Below are 22,416 nucleotides of genomic sequence, written 5' to 3'. Positions count from 1 at the left end.
TCGCCTCCACGGGCGACGGAGAACGTGTGAAGATACTCTCGTGTAACGCCGGCTACCTGCTCGATTACGACGGATCGCTCCGCGAATACGCGCTGAAACCCCACCGGGGGTTGCTCGGCAGCGACGCCGCCGAGGAGCGCGCCACCGAGCGCCTCGCGGACGTCATCGCCGAGGAGCGCCCCGACGTGGTCTGCCTCCTCGAAGTCGATCAGGGGTCGGTGCGGACGATGACCGAGGGGCAGGTCACCCGCCTCGCCGAGATGCTCACCGAGCGCGGCCTCGCCTACCACGCCCGCGCCGACGCGAAGTACGGCGACGGTAACGTCCTCGGCCAGCTCCCCGTGCTCTCGCACCTCTCGAACGGCCTGCTCGTCCGCGACGACCTCGGCGCGGCCATCGAAGCCCACTACCTCGAAACCGGCCCGAAGCGCCTCGTCACCGAAGTGCGAGTGGACGGGCTCTCGATCTTCGGCGTCCACCTCGCGATGAGCGGCCGCGGCCGGCGCAAGCAACTCGACGAGATCGCCGCGATCGTCGCCGAGCGGGACCGCGTCGTCGTCTGCGGCGACTTCAACGCCTACGACGGCCTCGACGAGGTCGAGCAGGCCCTCGAAGAGACCGGGCTGGTCCTGCACAACCCCGGCGAGACCGTCCCGAAGCGGCCGTTCGACACGCTCGTCTCCGAGACGCGGACGCTCGATTTCTTCCTCGCCTCCCCCGGCATCCAGCCGACCCGCTGTGACGTCATCGACGTCCAGATCTCGGACCACCGGCCCGTGGTCTTCGAGTTCGACGACCAACCGCCGGTGTGACCGACCACTCGTCTTCTGCCGTGGCGCGCGCTGTCGCGGCGTTCATGCCGCGACGGAGCCGTGCGAGGGACGAGCATCGCAGGCCGCAGGCCGAGAAGCGCAATCGGCTGGGGAGGGTGTGGCCGTCTGCGGTGCTGTGGCGGTGCGGGTGCTGTCCCTGGCGGACTGAAAGGGCGAGGCGGGCTCGCGTTTGTGTAGTCGCCTGAGCGGGCCACTATCCGCGCGGGCGGTGCGGGGAGCGCGGATATCCCGTCTCAGCGACCGCGAGCGCGCCGAGGGCTTTCAACTCTTAGCACACCCTGCGGTGACGTCTTCAGCTAGCGAGCGCGCCGTGGCCCCACACTGCTCACGGCGAACTCCTGCGATAGTCGCGACGACGGGGCCAATCACTCGCAACACAGATCGGTGGACACATGCACGACCGAGGAGCAACTCAGCACCATGAGTATCGAGTGGCGGGAACGGGCGGGCGAGATATGGACCGTCCCGAACCTGATCTCGCTGTCCCGGCTGCCGCTGGTCGCGGGGATCGCGTTCACGCTCGATTCGCCGCTGCGGTACGTTCTCTTCGCGCTGATCGTCTTCTCGGATGGCGTCGACGGCTGGGTCGCCCGCAAACTCGACCAGACGACGGAACTCGGCGCGATGCTGGACCCGGCGCTGGACAAGTTCACGGCGCTGGTCGTCGTCGCGATCCTGTTCCCGCGGCTCGACCTGCCGCTCGCCTACCTCGTCCTCTTCTTCGCCCGCGACATCTTCGTCGTCTCGCTGGTGCCGCTGGTGCCGCTGTACGGCTTCGACACGAGCAAGGTGCAGGCGCGCCTGCCCGGCAAGGTCGTCACGAACCTGCAGTTCCTCGCGATGATCGCGATGCTGGTCCCGTCGGTCGCGGCGACGGAGACGCTGCTGTGGGCGACTGGACTCGCCTCGGCGCTGGCGATCACCGATTACGTGGTGTTCGTCGCCCGCGAGCTGTCCGAGCGCCCGTGGGTTCACGACCGGCGCGGAGCCGTCGCGGCGACAATCGGGGTCGTCGCGGCGTACGCGCTCGTCGTCAGGCTCCTGCTGTACGAGGAACTCGTGGACTGGCTGGCGACGCTGAGCTGAGGCCGTCGCCTACAGGATGCCGCCGTCTTCACCGTAGGCGTTCATGTCGGCGAAGCGGTCGGGGTAGTCGCCGGCGGGGTGGGTGGGCTCATCGCCTTCCAGCACGACGCGCTTGAACTTGTCGTAGGAGTTCTCCCAGCCGAGGTGGGCGAACTCGACGCGGCGTTTGAGGACGTGCGTGAGGCCGTGGCGGTGGTACATCCGCCGCGGTGCGTCCGAGCGCAGGGCTTCGACCAGGTCGTCGGCGGAGTCGATCTCGCGCTCGAACTCGACCCAGGCCTCGCCGATGGTCGGAGTAAGGTGGGCGTACGACGAGATGTAGGTCTGGAGGCCGGACTCGCGGGCGATCTCGCGGGCACGGCGGTCGTCCCACGGCCAGTGTTTCGGGTTGTACACCTCGACGGCATCGACGCGGTCGGCGTAGGTCGCGATGTCCGACTCGGTCATGCTGAGAGTGAGAAACTCGGGGTGGGGGACGAGGACGCCGGCGTCGTGGTCGGCGATCTCGGCCATCGTGTCTTCGAGGGTGAGGAAGTCGGGGACCGGCTCGTCGGGGTCGACCGCGAGGACGTGCCTGCGGTTGGACCACTTGCCGGTGAAGAACTCCCGGCCGGGGACGACGAGCAGCTCGTCGTCGGAGAAGCGGGCGGCCCGTTCGCGGATCGTCGACAGGTGCTCGAAGTGGGGGGCGTAGACGATGGCGTCGAGGCCGACGGCCTTGGCCCGGCGGATGACACCTTCGTCGAGGATCTTGACGTGGAGGTCCACGCGCGACTCGCCGTCGGTCGATCCGCCGCCCCGAACCATGCTGATGAGTACGTAAGCCGAGCTTTATGTGTTACGAAGGAACGAAGCCGCCCGCTGGCGGTCGAGGAGTCCGCCGACGGGCGACGGCCGCGGGAACTCAGCGGAACTTGCCGACGAGGTCGCGGAGGCCGGCGGCCTTGCGGCCGACGGCGATGAACGACCCCATGACGACCATGAACACGTAGAGGCCGAGCGTGGAGAGCCAGACGACGAGCATGGCGGCGACGGCGACCCAGTTGCTCAGGTAGTAGAAGGCACCGATGGTCATCGCCGTGCCGTAGAGGAGGACCAGATACGGGCCCCAGCCGGTGGCGTGACCGCGGCGCTGGCGCTTGCGGACGTAGCGGCGCAGCTCCGAGCGGATGTCGTCGCGGTGGACGGTCTTCTCGTCGATGCGCGTGCGCAGCGCCTCCAGTTCCTCGCGTAACTCCGCCACTTCGTCGTCCGGTGCTCCAGGGTTCGGACTCGTGCGCGCACCCGGATCGCCACGCGCTCCTGACTCGTCGCTCCCGCCCGCGCCCCCGCCATCGGTCCCGGTCGCGCGGTCGGCGGCCGGGCCGGGGTCGGGGGGCGCGGTCGATTCGTCCTCCCCGGCGGACACGTCGTCGTCGGCACCAGTATCGGTCATATGCGCGTGTCCGGTGTGTCGCCTGGCTCCCTCTTGGTGTTGGTGGTCGTTCGCGCCCGTTCGGCCAGGACCGCGTTGAGCGTCGCCCCCAGGAGGACGACCACGCTCCCCACGTAGTACCAGGTTACCAGCAGTAAGACGGCCCCGAAGGCCCCGTAGACGTCGAACTGCCCCGCCGCACCCGCGTAGACCCGGAAACCGGTCCCGAGGAGCGTCCAGCCGACGGCGGCGAAGACCGTCCCCGGCGCCGCCTCACGAACGGGCCCGCCGGTGTCGGGGAAGATGTAGAACAGCGGGTAGAAGACGACGGTCAGCACGACGACGAGGCCGACGGTCCCGACGAGGCCGACGAAGGCGATGCCGGAGTAGCTGACGAGCGTGCCGACCACGACGAGCGCTGCCAGACCGATGCCGACCGCCCCGAGCGCGACCGCCGCGTCGCGGACGCGGCCGACCAGCGACGCGGCCGCCTGCGTCCCGTAGATCCGTGAGAACGCGACGTCGAGCCCGCGGAACACCTTGAGCGTACTCCACGCGAGCAGCGGGAGGCTGACGATGGTCGCCGGCGCGCGCCCGGAGGCGTCGACCAGCGTCGTCCGCACGAGGTCGCGTCCGACCGGCGAGAGCGCGTCGCCGGTGACCGCGACGATCTGCGCGGCCAGCTCCTCGCCGCCGACCGCCGACGCGACGACCAACAACAGCATGAGCGCCGGCAGCAGGGAGACGAACGCGTAGTAGGCGATTCCGGCCGCCAGGAAGGTTACCTCCCGCTCTCGGACGAGCGCGACGACCTCCCGAACGACGGCGACGGCGTCGCGGCCGGTCGCGATCGCGCGATCGCCGGTCGAATCGCCCTGCACACCTCCAACTGCGGCCCTGTGACACAAATAGCCCCGGCCGCGAGCGACCGTCGCCGGGGCGGAGATAGGGGACCGATCCGTTACTGCCGACCGCCGATTCGCACCCGACAACAGGCGGTCCACGTGACGGTTCGTCGATCAGTGTGGCGAAAGGACCAAGGCTCGGCCGCCGCGACGGATGAGTATGGACCGTTCGCTGGACGGGGTCGTGATGCGCTCGACCGTCGTCCTGCTCGCTGCCGGCCTCTGTCTCGTCACCGCCGGAACGGCAGGCGTCGGCGGCTCGATCCCGCTCGCGCTCGCCCTCGCTATCGTCGGAGGCGGCCTGTACTTCGTCGCCACGAACGTCGACGGCTCGCCCGGTGGCGGCCTCGACGCCCGGGAAGTCGCGACCGACCTCTGGGTCGGCCCGCTGGTGGCCGCCGTGGTCGTCGTCCTCTGGTTCGGCACGTCGCCGGGGGAGATACAGGCGCTGGGCGGCCTCGTCGGCCTCGTCGGCATGCTGAACTACTTCCTCCGTCCGTTCTACCACCTCGTCTACGGCGTCGTCGACCGTCTCGCGAACGTGTGAGACGCCGGCGGATCCACGGCTCTCTCGGTGGCTGTTCACCTCTTCGAACGCTGGAGCGCCCGTTCAGTCCTCGTCGAGCGCCGCCGCGCGGATCTCGGTCACGTCGGCGTCGGTCTTGAACGTCGTTCCGCCGTAGTGCGTCCGCGAGGCCGCGTGGCCGGCTTCGCGCAACTGCTCGAGGAACTCGTCCATCGCGCCGGCGCCGACGCCCCAGCGCTTGCACAGCCGGTGCTGGTCGTAGTGGGTCGGCTCCGCCAGTTCCGCCGCGACCGTCTCACAGAGGTCGCGCGCTTCCTCCGCTGTGCCCATCCCGTCGTCGACGGCGTCGCGGACGGCGCGGGCGAACTCGGGATCGCAGGTCCGCCCCAGCCAGATCGGTCCCGCCGTCTGGATGGCCTCGTCGCACTCGGGGCACCAGTCGAGGGGGTCGGCGATCAGCCCGCGGGTCGCCTCGCGGTAGAGGCAGTGCTCGCAGTGGTCGACGTAGCCGAGTTCGTCGATCAGCGCGTCGGCGGCCTGCGCGCCGGAGTCCAGCCGGAGGTAGGTGCGGGCGTAGTGTTTCGTGGCGTGGCTGAAGACGGGTTCGGCGGCCAGATCGTAGCGCGCCGCGGTGCGGACCAGCGCCGAGATCAGCACTCGCAGCCCCATCTCGGCGTGGTACTCGGTGTTCCGCGGTACCGCCGAGTAGTGGCGGACGCCGCTCTCGAAGTGGGCGCCACAGAGGGGGGCGGTGTCGGTCGCGGTGATACAGACCAGTCGGCTCGCCCCGCGGAAGGCCGCGTCGGCGAAGGGGATCGGCGTCCCGAAGGGGTCCACGTCGACCACGTCGAACGTCTCCTCGTGCATGAGCGCGTTCGCGTCACGGTGGATGACCCGCCCGTCGAGGTCGTTGCGCGCGAGGTTCTCCCGGCACAGTTCGATCGCGTCGGGGTCGACGTCACAGAGCGTCGCATCGTACCCCTCCGCGGCGGCGCGGACCCCGCGAACGCCGGAGGCGGCGTTGGCGTCGAGATAGCTCGGGACCCGGTCGTCGCCACCGTCGCGCTCGGCTTCGAGGGCGCGCAGAACGGCGACGGTCAGGTCGCGATTTAGCTCCTGGACGGGGTTGAAGAAGACGTCCTCACCGACCCCGGCGTCGGCCTGCTCGGGCACCTCGACCTCGACCGCTCCCTCGGTGACGCGCATACGTCGGTGTCTGGCCGGCGACCGCGAAAAGGGATGCGTTCTCGACCGGTGCCGACTCGACCCGCCGCCCGTTCACGTCGGCGTACCCGCCGCCGGCCGGCGGTATGCCCGCATTTCCGGTGCCCGCACCGAACCTGTTTAGTCGGGGTGTCCCAAAGGAGTCGTATCGTGAACGCGGTCGACCGCTGGGAGACCGCGCTCGCCGAGTCGGGGGAACTCACCCCCGACGCCGTCGATCGCATCCTCGACGCCCACGGCGAGCGCGGCGCCCGCGCGATCGAAGCCGTCTCCGAGCGACGCGTCAAGCAGTACCGCGATTTCACCGTCGTCGTCGGCCACGACGACGAGTACGTCGTCGAAGACGACTCCTGTGACTGCAAGGACGCCACCTACAACCTCGACGACGAGGACCCCGAGGAACTGTGCTGGCACGCCGTCGCCGTCCGCATCGCCCGCGCCATCGACGCCCTCGACCACCACGACATGTGGTACTCCGAAGTCCGGGAGTTCCTGTAGAACCATCTTTTTCCGGCCGGGGTTTCCTCGCGCGCCGAAGGCGCGCTGCGGGGAACCCCGACCGCAAAAACATGGGTGAAAAAAGCCGGACGACTCGCTTACTGCGTTCGCTCGCGTCCGGTGAACCGGCGCCGCAGGCGCCGGATGCTTGACCGCACCGCCACCGCCCCGTTCTGCTACCACTCCGCTACTGCCCCGCACCGCCACCGCCCCACACCGCCACCGCTCTGCAACCACTCCGCCACCGCCACTGCCCCGCTACCACCCCGCCGTCGCACCGAACCCCTCCGTTTCCGGTCGAACCGCCCCCGAAACTCTTGGATCGGCGGGCCTTTGGGGCCGCTATGCAAACGCCGGTCGGGTTTCTGGTCGACCTCGCCGCCGAGACGATAACCGAACTCGCGGCCGCGCTGCGGGCGGCCATCCCGCGGCTCGTCATGGCCGTCATCTTCGTCTCGATCGCGTACGTGTCGATCAAGCTCATCCTGCTGGTGCTCCGCCGGTTCCTCCGTGGTATCTACCCGGAGGAACAGGACCTCATCGCCCAGCTGTGGGTGACGGTCGTCGGGATCTTCCTCTGGTTCGGCGCCGGGCTCGTCCTCCTGAAGATCCTCGGGATGGGCGACGTGGCGGCGAGCCTCGGGACCGCGACCGGGTTCATCGCGCTCGGCGTCTCTTACGCCCTCTCGGAGATGATCGAGGACGCCGTCGCCGGCGTGTACCTCCTCCGCGACCCCGACTTCAACCCCGGCGACCGCGTCACCACCCAGTCGATGACCGGCACGGTCAGCGCTATCGAACTCCGGAAGAGCCGATTCGAACTCGACGAGGGGGACACGGTGGTGCTGGCCAACCGCGAGGTGGAGAAACGCTGGACGAAAGAAGCCGAGTGACGGCGGCGATCACCGTCGCTCCGCTCAGTCGCGGACCGCCGCCCGCTGGTCGGGGATCAGGTCGAACGCCGCGTTCGTGTCACCGAGCACCAACAGTGCGTAGTACCGCAGGTAGGTGATCACCGGCACCTGCACGAACGCTGCGACGGCGATCACCGCGAGGGCGAACAGGATGCCGACGACGACGAACGCCGCGATCCCCACGGGCTCGGCGAGGACGAACAGCCCGAACGCCACCGCGGCGAGGACGCCGAAGGGGATCAACAGCAGGACGGCGAGGATCGCCGTGACGACGCCGACCAGCGCGCTCCCGACCAGTCCGAGGACGAACGCGAGGACGGCGTACGCGAGGTACTCGGTCCACTGACCCGTGAGCGTCGGCCAGAAGCGCCGCCAGCCCGCGAGCACGCCGCAGTCCTCGACCATCATCACCGGGACGACGAACGCGGTCGTGAAGGCGCCGACCACTGCGGCGACGAACACGATCGCGAGAAACGCGGGGATCAACAGTATCGCGAGCAGCGCCGTCGACGCGACGGCGTCGCCGAGTGCCAGCGGGACGAATACGAGCGCCGCGAGCAACGCCAGGGCGGCCAGCACCGCCAGCCCGAGGACCAGTCGAAATCCGAACAAACTGAGGCCGCGGCGGAAGTACCGTCGCCAGTAGGCGCGGATCTGGACGTCCTCCTCCCGGAGCGACTCGACGAGGACGAACTCCATCACCGAGCCGACGAGCGCGAGCGCCAGGGCGAGCGCGACGGCGACGACCACCGCGACGGCGACCGCGATCCACGCTTCGACGGGGATCTCGACCGGCCCGCCGTCCACCGGCATTCCGCCCGGGCCGCCGTTCGTCGGCGCCTCGCCGCCCGCCCCGCCGAACTGTGCGCCGCCGGCGTTCGCCGCCGGGAGCCCGACGAACAGCCCGATCAGCGCGAGTTTCGTCCACCGGGTCCGGTCGACCGGCCGGAGGAAGCCGCTGGTAGCCCGGTAGGCGTCGTCGACGGCGTCGAGTGCGGACAGCGACATGTCTCACCGTCCGAGCGATGTCGAGAAAAGTATACGTCGAGTAGCGACCGCGTAGCGCGCCCGTATCGAGCCGTAATCGCGGACTATTCCGATCCCGGGTCGAGCCGATAGCGGACCGTCGGCTCCCCCTCGAACGCGGGGCCGGACCCGGCGTGTTCGAACCCCGCGTCCTCGGCGGACTCGCGAGTCTCGCTCTCGGCCTCGGGGACGAGCAGTTCGACGGACATCCCCTCGGACTTCGCGAACCGGATCGGCTCTTCGAGCAGCCGCCCACGTACGCCGTCCGTCCCTTCGAGCTGTGTGATATGGACGGTGTCCTCGCGCGCGTCGTAGCTCACGAACCCCTCGATCGCCTCGTCTCCCTCGGTTTCCGCGTCGGCCGTCGCGACGCGGACCGTCCGGTCGTGGACCAGGTTCCGCATTACGTCCTGCGGAGACGCCGTGAGTTCCGCCAGCCGCTCCGCGTCCGCCTCGACTGCGTCCCGGATGTCCATACCGCTACCATGCCCCCTGCGCCATTAAATCCCCGCCTAGGTGGGTCTAGAATCCGTGGACCCGTGGGTGCTGATAGACTGCGTGGAACCGCTGTGATTCCCGCGACTGCACTCGTGATCGAGCCCGCTAACAGCGTGAAAGCCCCCGCCGTCTCGACTCCCGCGGGTCGCTGCGCTCCTCGGTCGTTACACTCCCTGCGGTGCTTTCGTCCCCGGGGCTCGTCGAGACGGCAGCCCCTTTCGTTCCCACCCGCACAGACTGACCAACCAGCCGACATGGGTGGGAATGAAAGGGGCCGCTCGCTCCGGGAAGCACGACGACGTAAGCACTGGAGCGAACGCAGTGAGCGAAGCGCGCAGCGAGGCGCGCGACCGGAGCGAGCGGGGGCTTTCACGCTGTTCTCGCCGGTGTTGTCTCCTGCAGTCGCTGTACTCTCCGCTCCAACTACTCGGAGCACCCAAACCGTTTACTCCGCACCGGTCGAAGCGCGCCCGTGAGCGAGGACGACCACGCCTGCTGTAGCCCGGGACGCGAGACGAGCGACGCCGCGACCGGTACCCACGATGCCACGGCCGAGCCCTGCGCGTCGACCGAGGACTGGCGGACCGAACCCGTCACCGACGACGACGAGCGCATCGACCGCATGGTCCGCATCGACGGGGGCACCTTCCGGATGGGCACCGACGAGGACGTGGGATTCACCGAGGACGGCGAGGGGCCTGCCCGCGAGGTTACGACGCGGCCCTACTACATCGACCGCTACGCCGTCACGAACGCCGAGTTTCTGGAGTTCGTCCGCGACACCGACTACACCACCGACGCCGAGCGCTTCGGCTGGTCGTTCGTCTTCGAGGACTTCGTGGCCGAGGCGGACCGCGAGCACGCCCGGGACCGGGTCCCCGGTGCGGACTGGTGGCTCGCCGTCACGGGCGCAGACTGGTTCCACCCCTACGGCCCGAGTTCGAGCGTCGTCGACGACGGCCTGCTGAAACACCCGGTCACCCACGTTTCGTGGGCCGACGCGGCGGCCTACGCCGACTGGGCGGGCAAGCGCCTCCCCACCGAGGCCGAGTGGGAACGGGCCGCTCGCGGCGGCCGCGAGGGCACTCGCTTCCCGTGGGGTGACGACCTCGAACCCGACGGCGAACACCGCTGTAACGTCTGGCAGGGGGAGTTTCCCGACCGCAACACCGCCGCCGACGGCTACCGCGCCACCGCGCCGGTGGACGCCTACGAGGCCAACGAGTTCGGGATCTACAACGTCTGCGGCAACGTCTGGGAGTGGTGTCGCGACTGGTTCAGCGCCGACCACCACACCACCGCCGCCTACGATCCGGTGGACCCCACCGGCCCGGACGCGGGAACTGAACGGGTGATGCGCGGCGGGTCGCACCTCTGTCACGAGTCGTGGTGCAACCGCTACCGGCTGGCCGCCCGGTCGAAGAACGACCCCGAGAGTTCCACCGGCAACCTCGGCTTCCGCTGCGTCGTCGACGCCCAATAGCTGTCGAGTTCTGAATAGAAATCGCGTTCGCCACACGCTGAAGTGCCCGCCGCCGTTCGGTCGATCTGATGACGGAGTCAGACCCAAAGCAACCCTCCCCCGCGGACACCCGGTCGCGCAGAACGCTCCTCCGAGCGGTCGCTGGGATCGCGCTGACCGGCGGGCTCGCGGGCTGTAACGACACGTCCGGTGCCGGTACGGACCCGCCGGCGTCGGGTCGAACCGGGACCGAAACCTCCGGGTCCACCCCGGAACCGACGCCCACGCCGACGGTGACCGCGCCGCCCAGCGGGACACCGACGGCCACGACCACCCCGACGTCGTCGCCGGCAACTGGAACGGCGACTGCGACTGAGACGACGACCGCGTCCACGCCCGCGAGTCGGGAGACCGCCCGCGAGTTCGTCGCGCACCTCCGCTCGGGCGAGTTCGACGCCGCGCACTCCCTGTTCGCGGCCGACCTCGCGTCGCAGATGCCGCGGTCGACGCTCGAACGCTACTGGCTCGGCCTCACCGCCCAGCACGGTGCCGTCGAGTCCGTCGGGAGCGTGGAGTCGGACACTCGCGACGGCAGGGAGACGCTCGTCGTCCCCGTCGACTGCGCCGAGCGGCGCCAGCCGATCGAACTCGTCGTCGACGATGCGGGACAGGTCGCCGGACTCTGGTTCCCCGGGGAGTACTCCGCGCCCGAATACGTCGACGAGTCGGCGTTCACCGAACGAACGCTGGCGCTCGAACCCGAGGGGTGCTCGCTCCCGGCGACGCTGACGGTTCCAGGCGGCGACGGCAGTGGATCGACGGCCACGGCGACCGACGGGACGGCGACGGCAACTGCCGGACCGAAGACGGCGACCGCTACGGACAGTGGAGACACCGTCCCCGGCGTGGTCCTCGTCCACGGAAGCGGGCCACACGACCGCGACGGGACCATCGGCCCGAACCAGCCCTACCGCGACCTCGCGCAGGGGCTCGCCAGCCGCGGCGTCGCCGTCCTGCGCTACGAGAAGCGGACGCACGCCTGTGACGTGGCGCGCGCGGAGTGGGCCATCGACGACATCATCGTCGACGACGCGGTCCACGCGCTGGGCGTCCTGCGCGACCAGCCCGAGGTCGACCCCGATCGGACGGTCGTGGCGGGCCACAGCGTCGGTGCGGCCTGTGCCCCGCGCATCGCCGAACGCGACGGGTCGGTTGCGGGCGCGGCGGTCCTCGCCGGCAACGCTCGCCCGTTCACCGAGGTCTATCCCGGACAGGTCGAACACATCTTCGAAGTCCAGGGCGGCCTCTCCGCGCGGGAGCAGCGCCAGCTCTCGGCGGTGAAGCGACTGATGTCCGCCGTCGAGGACGGCTCCGTCGCCGACGACCGCGAGATCGGTCCGCTGCCAGGAATCTGGTGGAAGTCGTTCTACGAGTACGACCAGATCGCGACGGCGAATCGCGTCGACGCGCCGCTGTTCGTCGCCCACGGCGGGCGGGACTTCCAGATCCCCATCGACCCAGCGCTGTCGGGCTGGCGCGAGGGGCTGGACGACCCCGACGCCCACCGCTTCGAACGCTATCCCGACTGTTCGCACCTGTTCCACACTGGAACGGAGCCCTCGCTGACGAACGAGTACTTCTTCCCCGACAACGTCGAGGGGGCCCTCGTGACGGATCTGGCCGACTGGGTGACCGGGTTGTAGCTTCCACTGGCATCTAACTCGGTCACGTCCGGCCGATGGACTTGTGAGCGTCGGCCGCGAACCGTCGAGTATGCGACGGGAACTCTCCCGTGTGTCGCGGCCGTGAGCCCATCCGACGGCGAGTCCGCCGGGCGCGGCGACGAGGGGTCCGGGACGCACGACTCGCGCGTCGAGCCCGCGGAGGCGTTCGCGGCGCTGTCGGATCCGCTCCGGGTGGACATCCTCCGGGCGCTGGCCGGGTTCCACCGCGAGTCGGCCGCGGAATCGGTCGGCTTCGCGGACCTGCGCAAGCGCGTCGACGTGCGCGACTCGGGGCGCTTTCGCTACCACCTGAACGAACTCCGCGACCACTTCGTCCGCAAGGCCGACGGCGGCTACCGACTGACGCACGCTGGTCTCGAGATCGTCGCCGCCATCCTCGCCGGCACCTACACCGACCGCGGGTCGAGGGGGCCGGAACCGCTCGACAGCGACTGTTCGCTCTGCGACGCCCGGGCCGTGGCGGTCTACGAGGACGGGTACTGCGCGGTCTCCTGTGAGAACGACCACGCCCTGTTCAACTGGAGCGTCCCGCCCGCCGCGGCCGCCGGTGCGTCGCTCCCCGAGATCGTCTCCCGCGCCGAACTGTTCGCCCGGCAGGCCATCGAGCGCACGCTGGCGGGCATCTGCCCGGAGTGCTCCGCGTCGGTCGATCCGGCCGTCGTCGATCCCGACGAAACTCCGACGCCGCGACTCCGCGTTCGTTGTGACACCTGCGGCGCACCCCTCGCCGGACCGGTCGGCTTCTGCCTGCTCGTCGACCCCGCCGTGGAAGCGTTCTACCGCCGCCACGACCGCCCGCTTGCGGACCTGTTCGTCTGGGAACCCGCGTTCGTCGCCGACGAGTCGACGGTCTCAGTCGCCGAGACCGACCCGCTTCAGGTCGAGATCTCGGTCACACTCGACGACGAGACGCTCGAAGTCTCGGTCGACGACGGCGGGCGCGTTACCGTCCGCGAGGAGAATTGACAGCCGGCGAATAGAAATCTCGTTCGCCGAGCGCTGAAGTGGGCGGCGGCGGTAGCCGCTCGTATGGCATCGAACGGTACTGCGACCGACGGCCTCCGCGGCCTGGTCGCCGAGGCGAAGCGGATGGCGGCCTCGCCGCTGCTGTACATCGGCGCGATCACCGTCGTCGCCGCAAACGAGATCGCGGCGCTGCTGCCGCTCTCGAATTTCCACACGGCGCTGTCGCTGTTCCCCATCGCGCTCGTCCTGCTGTACGGCCAGCTGACACTGCTGGCGTTGTTGCGCCGCCGCGGCTACGCCGGGGTATGTGGGTGACTATGTACGCCGACCCGGATCCCGACCCCGAGTGCGACGAGGACGCGTGGGGGACGGCGCGCACGGCGGCGGTCCCACTCGCCGTCGCTGCCGCGTTCGCTGGCGCCTATCTGGCCGCTTACGGACTCGACCGGTACCTCGACTACACGGCGGCGCTCGGCCCTCGCGGTGACCTGCTCCAGTTCGTCGTGATGGCCGGCGTGGTCGCGCTCCACGGTGCCGTCCACGCCCTCGCCTACGCGCTGCTGGGCGCGGGGTCGTGGCGCGACGTGACCGTCGAGGCGTCGCTGTTCCCGGGCGGCATCGATCCCATCCGCGTCTCCGTCCACCCGGACGGCCCGATCCGCTGGTCGGCGTATCTCGTCGGCGTCGCGGCGCCCGGCGTCCTGCTCGGTGTCGCGCCCGCCGCGTGGGCGCTGGCGACCGGCACACCGCTCGCGCTGTTCGTCGGCCTCGTCGGAATCCTGCTCACCGGTCCCGACGTGCGCGAACTGATCGATACGGTGCGGGCGCCGGACACCGCGGCCGATCCGGCGTTCGCTACTCCGTGAGGGATCTCTGCGGTTCTACTCCTCGAACGTCGCCGAGAGGAACCCGTCGTCGACGGTGACGATCTCTCCCGTCGTGTAGCTCGCCGCGTCGCTCGTCAGGTAGATCGCCGCGCCCGCGATCTCCTCGGGGCGACCCAGCCGCTCCTGGGTCGTCCGGTCTGTGATCGTCTCGAAGCGCGGTTCGCCCTCGGTGTAGGTCCCCTGGGTCTGCTCGCTGGTGATGAAGCCCGGCCGGACGGCGTTGACCCGGATCTCCGGGCCGAGCTCCTCCGCGGCGACGCGGACGAGCGTGTCGAGTCCGCCTTTGGCGACGGAGTAGGCTGCGAGGTTCGGGATCGCGCTCTCGGCCGACGCCGACGCGATGTGGAGGATGGATCCCTCGTCCATCGTCTCGGCGAAGACCTGCGTCGCCCGGTAGGCTCCCTTTAGTTGTACGTCGAAGACGTCGTCCCACTGGTCTTCTGTGACCTCGTCGATTGGTTCGCGGGCGATGTAGCTGGGCGCGTAGACGAGGATGTCGATTGTCTCGAACTCGTCGAGGACTGCGTCGCGGAGCGCGGTGACGTCCTCGCGGTCGGTGGCGTCGCAGGTCACTTCGAGTGTTTCAGCGCCTCTGTTCCGGATCTCCTCGGCGGTGTCGGCGACTCGTTTTTCGTCGCGGGAGGTTGCGACCACGTCGGCGCCTTCTTCGGCGAAACCGAGCGCGATCGCCCGACCGATCCCGCTCGTCGCCCCGATCAGGACCGCCGTCTTGTCCTCGACCGTGACCGGCGCGTGGGAGTAATCGAGTGGCATACGTCCCAGTCGGCGCGGTGGGACTTGGGGGTTCGTTTCGCGGCCGATTTCGGAATCCGCGGAATCGCGGAGGAGTCCCGTCCGGCGCGGTTACCGTTCGCTGGTCGCCTGGTCGACGGGGACTCCGCGCTGTTCGAGCGCCGCCAGGAGGTAAGGGAGGTCACAGTCACCGATCACGTCGGCGACGGTGAGCCGTGAGTCGAACGGGACCTCCCGGCGCGTCGCCATCTCGTAGAAACTCGGTCCGAGGTCCGAGAGGTCGACGCGGGCGACGTTCTCCGCGGCGGCCGCCGCGTACAGGGCGTGATAGCTCCCGACCCCCTCGCCGACGAACGAGACCTGCGCGGCGCCGGTCTCCGAACGGAGAACGGCCGCGGCCCGGAGCACGTCGAAGACGCGCATCGCGAGGAGCGACGTATCGAGCAGCAGCGCGTCGTTCGCGAGTTTGAACTCGGTGCCGAAGACGCCGAAGTAGTCGTCCGCCCAGACCGGAACCGGGATCGTTCGGTTGCGAACGGCGCCGACGCCGCGCGGGTCGAACACCAGCACCGTTCCGTACTCGGTCGCGAGGGAAGTGACTCTCTCCCTCCGTTCCGGAAGCTCCGCGGTCCCGCGGTCGAACAGAACGACCGCTGGCGACTCTGCCTCGGTTTCGGGATCCGATACGAGGACGCCCGCGACGACGGCGTCAGGGTCGCGTTCGGTCCTGAACCAGACGCGTTCGACGTCCAGCCCGTCTTCCGTCGTTCGGTGAACCACCCGCGGATACAGGTCGCACGCCTCCCGATCGAGGCCGAAGCGTTCCGCGACGGTCGCCCGCAGTTGCTCGCCGTAATCGCAACGGTCGTCGACCGGCGGGCTCGCCCCCGCGTCGGGATACCTCGCAGCGACGTCGGCCGCTATCACGTCGTCGATCGTCCGCTCGTCGGCGTATTCGTCGAGTACGTTCCCCGCCTCGGTGCAGCGTACTGCGGACTCGTCCAGCGGTGCCGGGTCGTCGACGGGCCGGTACCCGCCGGCGTCGAGCCGGTCGCAAAGCCACTCGAATACGTCGTCGCGAAATTCCCACACGGCGCAGTGGGGGGCGTCGGCGACGGTCAGGTCGACCTCGTCTTCGGCGCCGTAGCAGGCGTAGACGTCCCGGACGCGGTCGAGTGCGTCGTGGGTGCCTTCGATGGGGAAGTATCGGTCGTGAGCCGCCGCACCGACGAAGAGGGGGAGCGGCGCCAGGGCGGCGAGGAGGTCGTCGTAGTCGATCCCGCGGTCGGCGCTGCCGACGAGCGCCTGCTCGGCGTGGGTCCGGTTCCCGGTCTTCAGCTGCTCGTACCGCGCCGAGACCGAACAGCAGGGCGCGGCGGCGTCGACGCGGTCATCGAGCAGGGAGAGATAGATCGTCTGCAGGCCACCGCCGGAGGTCCCCGTGACGCCGATCCTGCCCTCGTCGACGTCGGGGCGCCCGCAGAGGTATTCGAGCGCGCACTGATCGTCGTGGATCACGTACCGGGCGAGATTCGTTCCGGCGTAGAAGCACTTCTGCCCGGCGTAGCTGTGCGGGAAGACCCCACCGCCACCGCGGACTTCCGCGTCGTCGTGGTCCAGGTCTCGATACTGCCGTCGCTCCCCCTGTCCGAGCGGATCGACGACGAGCACGACGAACCCGTTTCTCGCGAGGGCGACGCACGCTCGCTGGTTCCACTCGTCTTCTCTGGCCGGCCCGGCGTGCCCGCAGAGGAAGAGGATCCCCGGATGCGGCTCGTCGTCGTCGGGCACGTAGCAGTTCGCGGTCACGTGGTAGTTTGGGCGACTTTCGAACGTCACGCACTCGACGGCGTACCCCTCGCTCTCGCGGCGGCCGGTGGTCTCGACGGCCAGATCGGCCGGGCGGTCGGGGAGCCCGCCGATACTCGCCGTCAGGAACGAGCGGATCCGCTCTCGGTGGGACTCGGCGTCGGCCCGCGACTCGACGTCGTCCAGCGTCCCGCTCCCGCTGCTCCCGAGTTTCGCTTCCGCTCGTCGGAGGAGATAGCGCGACAGCTGATCCTCGACGTCGAAGTACCCGTCGACGGCGGCGTCGAACCCGTCCATACACCCCGTGCGGTCGCTCGACGCGGACATAAGGATTGTTCAGGGGCGTCACAGCGTGGCACGGGGAGACGGCCTTGCCCTCGCGCTACAGCGACAGCGTGCGCCGTGACCGACGAATCGCGACAGAAACGGCCGTCAGGGCGGTCCGGAGGTCACCGATTCAGCGTGTGGACGGCTTCACCGAGCGCGTTGGCGCAGGCCTCGCGGACGGCCTCGGAGAGGGTGGGGTGGGTGTGGACCGTTGCGGCGACGTCTTCGAGCTGGGCGCCCATCTCGACGGCGAGGGCGAGTTCCGCGATGAGTTCCGAGGCTTCGGGGGCGACGACCTGCGCGCCGAGGACGAACTCGCTGTCGGCGTCGGCGACGACGCGGACGAACCCCTCGTCCTCACCGTGGGTGAGCGCGCGGCCGTTCGCCCGCAGCGGGAACTCGCCGACGAGCGGGTCGAAGCCGGCCTCCTCGGCCTCGGCTTCGGTCATCCCGACGGTGCCGATTTCGGGGTCGGTGAACACGGCCGCGGGGATGGCCTGGTGGTCGAGCGCGGAGGGCTCGCCGGCGATGACCTCGGCGGCGACCTCGCCCTCGGCGCTGGCCTTGTGCGCGAGCATGGGCTCGCCGGCAACGTCGCCGACGGCGAAGACGTGCTCGACGTCCGTCCGGGCCTCGTGGTCGGTCTCCAGGAACCCGTTCTCCGTCGGCTCGAGCCCGACGGCGTCGAGGTTCAGGGTGTCCGTGACTGGTCGGCGGCCGACGGCGACGAGGCACTTCTCGGCGCCGAACTCCTCGACGTCCCCGTCCTCGTTCTCGGTGCGGACCGTGATGCCGTCGCCGGCTTCCTCCCACTCCTGGGCGGCTTGGCCGAAGTAGAAGTCGACGCCCAGATCCTCGGCGCGCTCGCGGACGACGCGCGCGACGTCGTCCTCGTAGCCCGGGAGCACGTCGTCGAGCATCTCCACGACGGTCACGTCGCAGCCGAGCTTCTGGTAGACCGTCGAGAGCTCCATCCCGATGTAGCCGGCGCCGACGACGACTATGCTCTGGGGCACAGCGTCGAGCGCGAGCGCCTGTCGCGAGGAGAGGACGTGCTCGCCGTCGAACTCGAAGCCCGGCACCTCGATGGGCGTCGAGCCCGTCGAGACGATGGCGTGTTCGAACTCGATGGTTTCGGAGCCCTGGCCCTCGCCGCCGTGGACGATGCGGGCCTTGTGCTCGCCGGCGAACTCCGCGCGGCCCTCGACGAGGTTCACGCCGTTGGCCTTGCAGAGCTTCTCGACGCCGCCGGTGAGCTGGTCGACGACGCCGTCCTTCCACTCGACCATGCCTTGTAGATCGACGGCGGGGTCGGCGTAGATCCCCATCTCCTCGGCGTGACCCGCGTCGTGGGCCACGTCCGTCGCCGAGATCATCGCCTTCGACGGGATGCAGCCGTAGTTGAGGCAGGTCCCCCCGTAGGCGTCTTTCTCGACGAGCGTCACGTCCAGGTCGAGTTGCCCGGCGCGGATGGCGGCGACGTAGCCGCCCGGCCCCGCGCCGATGACCAGTACGTCGGTTCCAGTAGTGACGTCTCCGACGACCATTGTCGGGGGAGAGGAGTGCCCGCGTAAAAAGAGGCAGGTGTGGCGACGCGGCCGCGAGACGTCCGCCGCCTACTCCAGCAACAGCAGCGTCGGGTCTTCGAGGTACTCCTTCAGCGTGTTGACGAACCGCGCGGCGTCGGCGCCGTCGACGACCCGGTGGTCGATGGACAGCGAGAGCGTCAGCACGTCCCTGGCCACGACCTCGCCGTCGACCGCCATCGGGCGCTCCTCGATAGCGCCGAGGCCGAGGATGGCCGTCTCGGGGTAGTTGATGATCGGCGTCGCGTACTCGCCGCCGATGGCGCCGAAGTTGGTGATCGTGAACGTGCCGCCCTGCATCTCGTCGCGGGCGATCGAGCGCTCGCGGGCCTTCGAGACGAGTTCGTTCGTCTCCGAGGCCAACTGCAGGAGCCCCTTGCCGTCGACGTCCTTCACGACCGGGACCATCAGCCCGGCGTCGGTCGCGGTCGCGACGCCGACGTTGTGGTCTGCCTTGTAGACGATCTCCCCGTTCTCCTCGTCGAGTTGCGTGTTGAGGACGGGGTGCTCGTCCAGCGCCGCGGCGACGGCCTTCATGACGAACGGCACGTAGGTCAGCTTCACGCCGCGCTCCTCGGCGCGGGGTTTGAGTTTCTCGCGGACCTCGACCAGCGCCGTCGCGTCGACCTTGTCGTGGTGCGTGACGTGCGGCGCGGTGAACTTCGAGCGCTCCATCGCCTCGCCGATGGTCTTGCGGACGCCCTTGTAGGGCTCGCGCCGGTCGCCCTCGACGGCCTCGACGGCGTCGGGTCCGGCACCGCTCTCTGCTGTCGTCGTCGGCGGCCCCGCTTCGCCGGCGCTCTCCGCGCCCGCGAGGGCTTCGGCGTCGGCGGCCTGGGCCTGCTGCTGAGCCTCGGCGTACTCGCGGACGGCTGCCTCGTCGACGTACGGCTCGCCGTCGCGCATCTCGTCGGTCGGCACGTCGTCGATGTCGACGCCGAGTTCGTCCGCGAGGCTCCGCGTGGCCGGTGCCGCAAGCGTCCGCTCGCGACCGGCCGCTTCGAGGGACTGCGCCGCACTCGCCTCTGTCGTCGTGCTCGAACTGCCGCTCTCACCGTCGTCGATCCGTGAGACGGCGGATTTGAGGCCGCCGCTCGTGCTCGACGTTCCGTCGCCGTCGTCGCCGATACGGCTGACGGCGGATTTCAGCTGCTTGCCGCCGTCGTCGCGTTCTGATTCGCCGGTCTCACCGGCCTCGTCACCGCTTTTCGCCGCAGCGCGGACGTCGGCCTCGCTGACCCGGCCGCCCGGTCCGGAGCCGTCGATCGCGGCGATGTCGACGCCGAGTTCGCGCGCCAGTCGCCGGGCGCTCGGCGCGGCGAAGATGCGGCCGCCCTGTCCGTTGACGGATGACCCAGCAGTTTCGGACCCGCCGCTCGACTCCTCGGCGACGGCTTTCTCGGAGTCGCCGACCGTCGCGGACTCCTCGGAGACCGCGCTCGTTTCGGTGTCGGCGGTTGCGTCCTGTTCGCTCTCCGCGACCTCGCCCTCCACGTCGAAGGTGATGATCACCTCGCCGACGGGGACGACGTCGCCGGGTTCGGCGAGCAACTCGCGGACGGTGCCGTTGACGGGGGAGGGCACGTCGACGACGGCCTTGTCCGTCTCGACCTCGGCGACGACCTGGTCCTCCGTGACCGCGTCGCCGGGCTCGACGTGCCACTCCAGCAGCTCGCCCTCGGCGACGCCCTCGCCCACGTCCGGCAGCTTGAACTCGCGGACCATGCGTCAGAACTCGAAGGCGTCCCTGATGCCGTCTTCGATGCGCTCCGGCTCCGGCAGGTAGTAGTCCTCCAGCGCGTACAGCGGGTACGGCACGTCGAAGCCGGTGATGCGCTCGATGGGCGCCTCCTGGTACAGCAGCGCCTCTTCCTGGATGGTCGCGGTGATCTCGCCGGCGAGCCCGCCGGTCTTCGGCGCTTCGTGGACGACCGCGGCGCGGCCGGTCTTCTTGAACGACTCGACGATGGCCTCCTCGTCCAGCGGCGAGAGCGTCCGCAGGTCGACGACCTCGACGTCGATCTCGCCGGCGAGGTTCTCCGCGGCCTCCATCGTCGGACGGGTCATCGCGCCCCAGGTGAACACGGAGACGTCCGACCCTTCCCGGCGGACCGCCGCCTCGCCGAGCGGCACGGTGTACTCGTCGGCCGGGACGTCCTCGCGGAACGCCCGGTAGATCAGCTTCGGTTCGAGGAAGATCACCGGATCGGGGTCCCTGATCGCGGAGGCGAGCAGCCCCTTCGCATCGTAGGGCGTGCTCGGGATGACGACCTTGAGCCCCGGCTCGTGGACGAAGAAGGCCTCCTTGGACTCGGAGTGGTGCTCCGGGGCGCGGATGCCGCCGCCGTAGGGCGCCCGGATCACGAGCGGACAGGTGAACTCGCCGCGCGAGCGCGTCCGCAGGCGCGCCGCATGCGAGACGATCTGGTCGAAGGCCGGGTAGATGAACCCCATGAACTGGATCTCCGGGACCGGGCGCAGGCCGTAGGCGGCCATGCCGATGGCGGTGCCGACGATGCCCGATTCGGCGAGCGGGGTGTCGACCACGCGGTCCTCGCCGAACTCGTCGAGCAGGCCCTCGGTGGCGCGGAAGACGCCGCCGTTCTGTCCCACGTCCTCGCCCATCACGACGACGCGGTCGTCGCGGGCCATCTCGGTCGCCAGCCCGTCGCGGACGGCCTGGACCAGCGTCAGACTCTCCGTTTCGCCGCTCGATACCTCGGCGTCGCTCTCGGTGTCGGTAGTTCGACTCATGGTTACTCCAGAAGCGCCTCGTCGCCGTGTCGGTCGCGCAGTCGTCGCAGGTACGCGAGCTGTTCGTCCAGTCGCTTCGGCATTCCCTCGTAGACGTGTTCGAACATCTCCGCCGGGTCGGGGCGCTTGACGCCCTCGGCACCCGAGATCGCGTCGGCAACCCGCTCCTCGACGTCGTTCTCGATCGCCTCGACCCGTTCGTCGTCGAGGACGCCCCGCTCGCGGAGGAACGTCTCCATCCGGGGGATCGGGTCTTTCGCGCGCCACGCCTCGACCTCCTCCTCGTCGCGGTACACCGAGGGGTCGTCGGCGGTCGTGTGGGCGCCGTAGCGGTACTGTACGGCCTCGATCAGCGTCGGCCGTAGCTCGTCGGGATTGGGGTGTTTGGCCTTCTCGACGGCGGCCTTCGTCACCTGGTACACCGCGAGGGGGTCCATCCCGTCGACCTGCACGCCCTCGAAGCCGTAGGCGTCGGCCTTCTGAGCCAGCGTCTTGCTCCGGGTCTGGCGCTCGCGCGGCACGGAGATGGCCCACTGGTTGTTGTTACAGAAGAACACTGCGGGCACGTCGAACACGCCCGCGAAGTTCAGCCCCTCGTGGAAGTCCCCTTCCGAGGTCGCGCCGTCGCCGAAGTAACAGAGGAAGGCCTTGCTCTCGCCCTTGAGCTTCGAGGCCCACGCGGCCCCCGTGGCGTGGGGGATCTGCGTCGCGATGGGCACCGCGGTCGAGAAGATGTTCTCGTCGGTGCGGACGTTGCCCTCCTCGTGGCCCATCCAGTACAGCAGCGTCTGCTGCAGCGACAGACCCTTGTGGAGCATCGACGCGTGTTCGCGATAACTGGGGAACAGCCAGTCGTCGTCGGCCAGCGCGTGGACGCTCCCGATCTGGGCCCCTTCCTGTCCCGACAGCGGCGGATACGTTCCCATCCGCCCCTGTCGCTGGAGGCTCACTGCCCGCTGGTCGAAGCGCCGGGCCAGCGTCATCTCCCGGTACATCTCGACGAACGTCTCGTCGGACAGGTCCGGGACGGTCGCACCGTCCAGTACCCGCCCGTCCTCGTCGAGGACCTGTATCCGGTCCCCCGGATCGCGCTGTAAAGTGCTCATAGAACCCTCCGAAGCATACCCGAACCAAGCGGGGCTGTCGGCTTAAGGATTTCCGTAAATAGCTTTCGCTGTGGCCCAATCTTGCCGGTCGAGGTGG

At 69.5% G+C, this 22,416-nt stretch carries 22 protein-coding genes; 10 read left to right on the top strand and 12 right to left on the bottom strand.

Annotated elements, in window-relative coordinates:
* Nucleotides 1–26: 26 nt before the first annotated feature.
* Together AB2U09_RS13920 and AB2U09_RS13915 are read left to right on the top strand one after the other, a co-directional pair.
* A complete protein-coding gene (locus tag AB2U09_RS13920) occupies nt 27–812 on the top strand; it encodes an endonuclease/exonuclease/phosphatase family protein (protein WP_459193330.1) in 786 nt (261 codons plus the stop codon).
* A 441-nt stretch (nt 813–1,253) separates the two neighbouring features.
* Complete coding sequence (locus AB2U09_RS13915) at nt 1,254–1,919, top strand: CDP-alcohol phosphatidyltransferase family protein (RefSeq protein ID WP_459193329.1); 666 nt, start codon at nt 1,254–1,256, stop codon at nt 1,917–1,919.
* Nucleotides 1,920–1,928: 9 nt separating this feature from the next.
* Here the strand turns inward: AB2U09_RS13915 and AB2U09_RS13910 are convergent, their stop codons facing one another.
* From AB2U09_RS13910 to AB2U09_RS13900, 3 genes are all read right to left on the bottom strand, one after another.
* Nucleotides 1,929–2,726: a PHP-associated domain-containing protein gene (locus AB2U09_RS13910; protein WP_459193328.1), complete on the bottom strand. Its 798-nt coding sequence runs from the start codon at nt 2,724–2,726 to the stop codon at nt 1,929–1,931.
* A gap of 97 nt (nt 2,727–2,823) precedes the next feature.
* Nucleotides 2,824–3,354, bottom strand: a complete 531-nt coding sequence (locus tag AB2U09_RS13905) for a ribonuclease BN (protein WP_459193327.1) — start codon at nt 3,352–3,354, stop codon at nt 2,824–2,826.
* Nucleotides 3,351–4,214, bottom strand: a complete 864-nt coding sequence (locus AB2U09_RS13900) for a YihY/virulence factor BrkB family protein (RefSeq protein ID WP_459193326.1) — start codon at nt 4,212–4,214, stop codon at nt 3,351–3,353. The genes AB2U09_RS13905 and AB2U09_RS13900 overlap by 4 nt, the downstream gene beginning before the upstream one ends.
* 184 nt (nt 4,215–4,398) lie before the next feature.
* On the opposite strand from AB2U09_RS13900, the gene AB2U09_RS13895 reads away from it, so the two are divergent.
* Nucleotides 4,399–4,785 (top strand): hypothetical protein, encoded by a 387-nt coding sequence (locus tag AB2U09_RS13895; RefSeq protein ID WP_459193325.1) that lies wholly within the window; start codon nt 4,399–4,401, stop codon nt 4,783–4,785.
* 63 nt (nt 4,786–4,848) lie between these two features.
* Here the strand turns inward: AB2U09_RS13895 and AB2U09_RS13890 are convergent, their stop codons facing one another.
* Entirely contained in the window at nt 4,849–5,970 is a 1,122-nt protein-coding gene (locus AB2U09_RS13890) for a tRNA (guanine(26)-N(2))-dimethyltransferase (RefSeq protein ID WP_459193324.1), read from the bottom strand.
* Between the two features lie 168 nt (nt 5,971–6,138).
* Here AB2U09_RS13890 and AB2U09_RS13885 point away from each other — a divergent pair, with 168 nt between their 5' ends.
* Complete coding sequence (locus AB2U09_RS13885; RefSeq protein ID WP_459193323.1) at nt 6,139–6,486, top strand: hypothetical protein; 348 nt, start codon at nt 6,139–6,141, stop codon at nt 6,484–6,486.
* A gap of 344 nt (nt 6,487–6,830) precedes the next feature.
* Entirely contained in the window at nt 6,831–7,379 is a 549-nt protein-coding gene (locus AB2U09_RS13880; RefSeq protein ID WP_459193322.1) for a mechanosensitive ion channel domain-containing protein, read from the top strand.
* A 24-nt stretch (nt 7,380–7,403) separates the two neighbouring features.
* On the opposite strand, the gene AB2U09_RS13875 is transcribed toward AB2U09_RS13880, so the two are convergent.
* On the bottom strand, nt 7,404–8,408 hold the full coding sequence (locus AB2U09_RS13875; protein ID WP_459193321.1) for a DUF7544 domain-containing protein: 1,005 nt from the start codon (nt 8,406–8,408) through the stop codon (nt 7,404–7,406).
* Between the two features lie 83 nt (nt 8,409–8,491).
* The gene (locus tag AB2U09_RS13870) at nt 8,492–8,902 is read right to left on the bottom strand and encodes a hypothetical protein (RefSeq protein ID WP_459193320.1); all 411 of its coding nucleotides are present in this window, start codon (nt 8,900–8,902) and stop codon (nt 8,492–8,494) included.
* A gap of 494 nt (nt 8,903–9,396) precedes the next feature.
* Between AB2U09_RS13870 and AB2U09_RS13865 the strand changes: the two genes are divergently transcribed.
* The 5 genes from AB2U09_RS13865 (at nt 9,397) to AB2U09_RS13845 (ending at nt 13,963) form a co-directional block, all read left to right on the top strand.
* Complete coding sequence (locus AB2U09_RS13865) at nt 9,397–10,407, top strand: formylglycine-generating enzyme family protein (RefSeq protein WP_459193319.1); 1,011 nt, start codon at nt 9,397–9,399, stop codon at nt 10,405–10,407.
* Between the two features lie 68 nt (nt 10,408–10,475).
* Entirely contained in the window at nt 10,476–12,089 is a 1,614-nt protein-coding gene (locus AB2U09_RS13860) for an alpha/beta hydrolase (RefSeq protein WP_459193318.1), read from the top strand.
* Nucleotides 12,090–12,191: 102 nt separating this feature from the next.
* Complete coding sequence (locus tag AB2U09_RS13855) at nt 12,192–13,097, top strand: winged helix-turn-helix domain-containing protein (RefSeq protein ID WP_459193317.1); 906 nt, start codon at nt 12,192–12,194, stop codon at nt 13,095–13,097.
* 63 nt (nt 13,098–13,160) lie between these two features.
* A complete protein-coding gene (locus tag AB2U09_RS13850) occupies nt 13,161–13,412 on the top strand; it encodes a hypothetical protein (protein WP_459193316.1) in 252 nt (83 codons plus the stop codon).
* Nucleotides 13,403–13,963: a DUF3267 domain-containing protein gene (locus AB2U09_RS13845; protein ID WP_459193315.1), complete on the top strand. Its 561-nt coding sequence runs from the start codon at nt 13,403–13,405 to the stop codon at nt 13,961–13,963. The genes AB2U09_RS13850 and AB2U09_RS13845 overlap by 10 nt, the downstream gene beginning before the upstream one ends.
* Nucleotides 13,964–13,978: 15 nt before the next feature.
* Here AB2U09_RS13845 and AB2U09_RS13840 read toward each other — a convergent pair whose 3' ends face one another.
* From AB2U09_RS13840 to pdhA, 6 genes are all read right to left on the bottom strand, one after another.
* The gene (locus AB2U09_RS13840) at nt 13,979–14,758 is read right to left on the bottom strand and encodes an SDR family NAD(P)-dependent oxidoreductase (RefSeq protein ID WP_459193314.1); all 780 of its coding nucleotides are present in this window, start codon (nt 14,756–14,758) and stop codon (nt 13,979–13,981) included.
* A 90-nt stretch (nt 14,759–14,848) separates the two neighbouring features.
* On the bottom strand, nt 14,849–16,843 hold the full coding sequence (locus AB2U09_RS13835; RefSeq protein WP_459193313.1) for an alpha/beta hydrolase family protein: 1,995 nt from the start codon (nt 16,841–16,843) through the stop codon (nt 14,849–14,851).
* 152 nt (nt 16,844–16,995) lie between these two features.
* A complete protein-coding gene (gene lpdA, locus AB2U09_RS13830; protein WP_459193312.1) occupies nt 16,996–18,420 on the bottom strand; it encodes a dihydrolipoyl dehydrogenase in 1,425 nt (474 codons plus the stop codon).
* Nucleotides 18,421–18,489: 69 nt separating this feature from the next.
* A complete protein-coding gene (locus tag AB2U09_RS13825; RefSeq protein WP_459193311.1) occupies nt 18,490–20,184 on the bottom strand; it encodes a dihydrolipoamide acetyltransferase family protein in 1,695 nt (564 codons plus the stop codon).
* Between the two features lie 3 nt (nt 20,185–20,187).
* On the bottom strand, nt 20,188–21,213 hold the full coding sequence (locus AB2U09_RS13820; protein WP_459193310.1) for an alpha-ketoacid dehydrogenase subunit beta: 1,026 nt from the start codon (nt 21,211–21,213) through the stop codon (nt 20,188–20,190).
* Between the two features lie 2 nt (nt 21,214–21,215).
* On the bottom strand, nt 21,216–22,319 hold the full coding sequence (pdhA, locus tag AB2U09_RS13815) for a pyruvate dehydrogenase (acetyl-transferring) E1 component subunit alpha (RefSeq protein ID WP_459193309.1): 1,104 nt from the start codon (nt 22,317–22,319) through the stop codon (nt 21,216–21,218).
* Between the last annotated feature and the right edge of the window lie 97 nt (nt 22,320–22,416).

The sequence above is a fragment of the Halosimplex yunnanense genome (genome assembly GCF_054504345.1).
Note: the sequence above shows the minus strand (reverse complement) of the source record. Positions and strands in the feature narration are given on the sequence as shown.

Coding starts and splice junctions, on each gene's coding strand:
- AB2U09_RS13860 (WP_459193318.1), top strand. CDS start 10,476: ATGACGGAGTCAGACCCAAAGCAACCCTCCCCCGCGGACACCCGGTCG.
- AB2U09_RS13880 (WP_459193322.1), top strand. CDS start 6,831: ATGCAAACGCCGGTCGGGTTTCTGGTCGACCTCGCCGCCGAGACGATA.
- AB2U09_RS13840 (WP_459193314.1), bottom strand. CDS start 14,758: ATGCCACTCGATTACTCCCACGCGCCGGTCACGGTCGAGGACAAGACG.
- AB2U09_RS13820 (WP_459193310.1), bottom strand. CDS start 21,213: ATGAGTCGAACTACCGACACCGAGAGCGACGCCGAGGTATCGAGCGGC.
- AB2U09_RS13905 (WP_459193327.1), bottom strand. CDS start 3,354: ATGACCGATACTGGTGCCGACGACGACGTGTCCGCCGGGGAGGACGAA.
- AB2U09_RS13875 (WP_459193321.1), bottom strand. CDS start 8,408: ATGTCGCTGTCCGCACTCGACGCCGTCGACGACGCCTACCGGGCTACC.
- AB2U09_RS13890 (WP_459193324.1), bottom strand. CDS start 5,970: ATGCGCGTCACCGAGGGAGCGGTCGAGGTCGAGGTGCCCGAGCAGGCC.
- AB2U09_RS13825 (WP_459193311.1), bottom strand. CDS start 20,184: ATGGTCCGCGAGTTCAAGCTGCCGGACGTGGGCGAGGGCGTCGCCGAG.
- pdhA (WP_459193309.1), bottom strand. CDS start 22,319: ATGAGCACTTTACAGCGCGATCCGGGGGACCGGATACAGGTCCTCGAC.
- AB2U09_RS13910 (WP_459193328.1), bottom strand. CDS start 2,726: ATGGTTCGGGGCGGCGGATCGACCGACGGCGAGTCGCGCGTGGACCTC.
- AB2U09_RS13895 (WP_459193325.1), top strand. CDS start 4,399: ATGGACCGTTCGCTGGACGGGGTCGTGATGCGCTCGACCGTCGTCCTG.
- AB2U09_RS13845 (WP_459193315.1), top strand. CDS start 13,403: ATGTGGGTGACTATGTACGCCGACCCGGATCCCGACCCCGAGTGCGAC.
- AB2U09_RS13850 (WP_459193316.1), top strand. CDS start 13,161: ATGGCATCGAACGGTACTGCGACCGACGGCCTCCGCGGCCTGGTCGCC.
- AB2U09_RS13835 (WP_459193313.1), bottom strand. CDS start 16,843: ATGGACGGGTTCGACGCCGCCGTCGACGGGTACTTCGACGTCGAGGAT.
- lpdA (WP_459193312.1), bottom strand. CDS start 18,420: ATGGTCGTCGGAGACGTCACTACTGGAACCGACGTACTGGTCATCGGC.
- AB2U09_RS13870 (WP_459193320.1), bottom strand. CDS start 8,902: ATGGACATCCGGGACGCAGTCGAGGCGGACGCGGAGCGGCTGGCGGAA.
- AB2U09_RS13915 (WP_459193329.1), top strand. CDS start 1,254: ATGAGTATCGAGTGGCGGGAACGGGCGGGCGAGATATGGACCGTCCCG.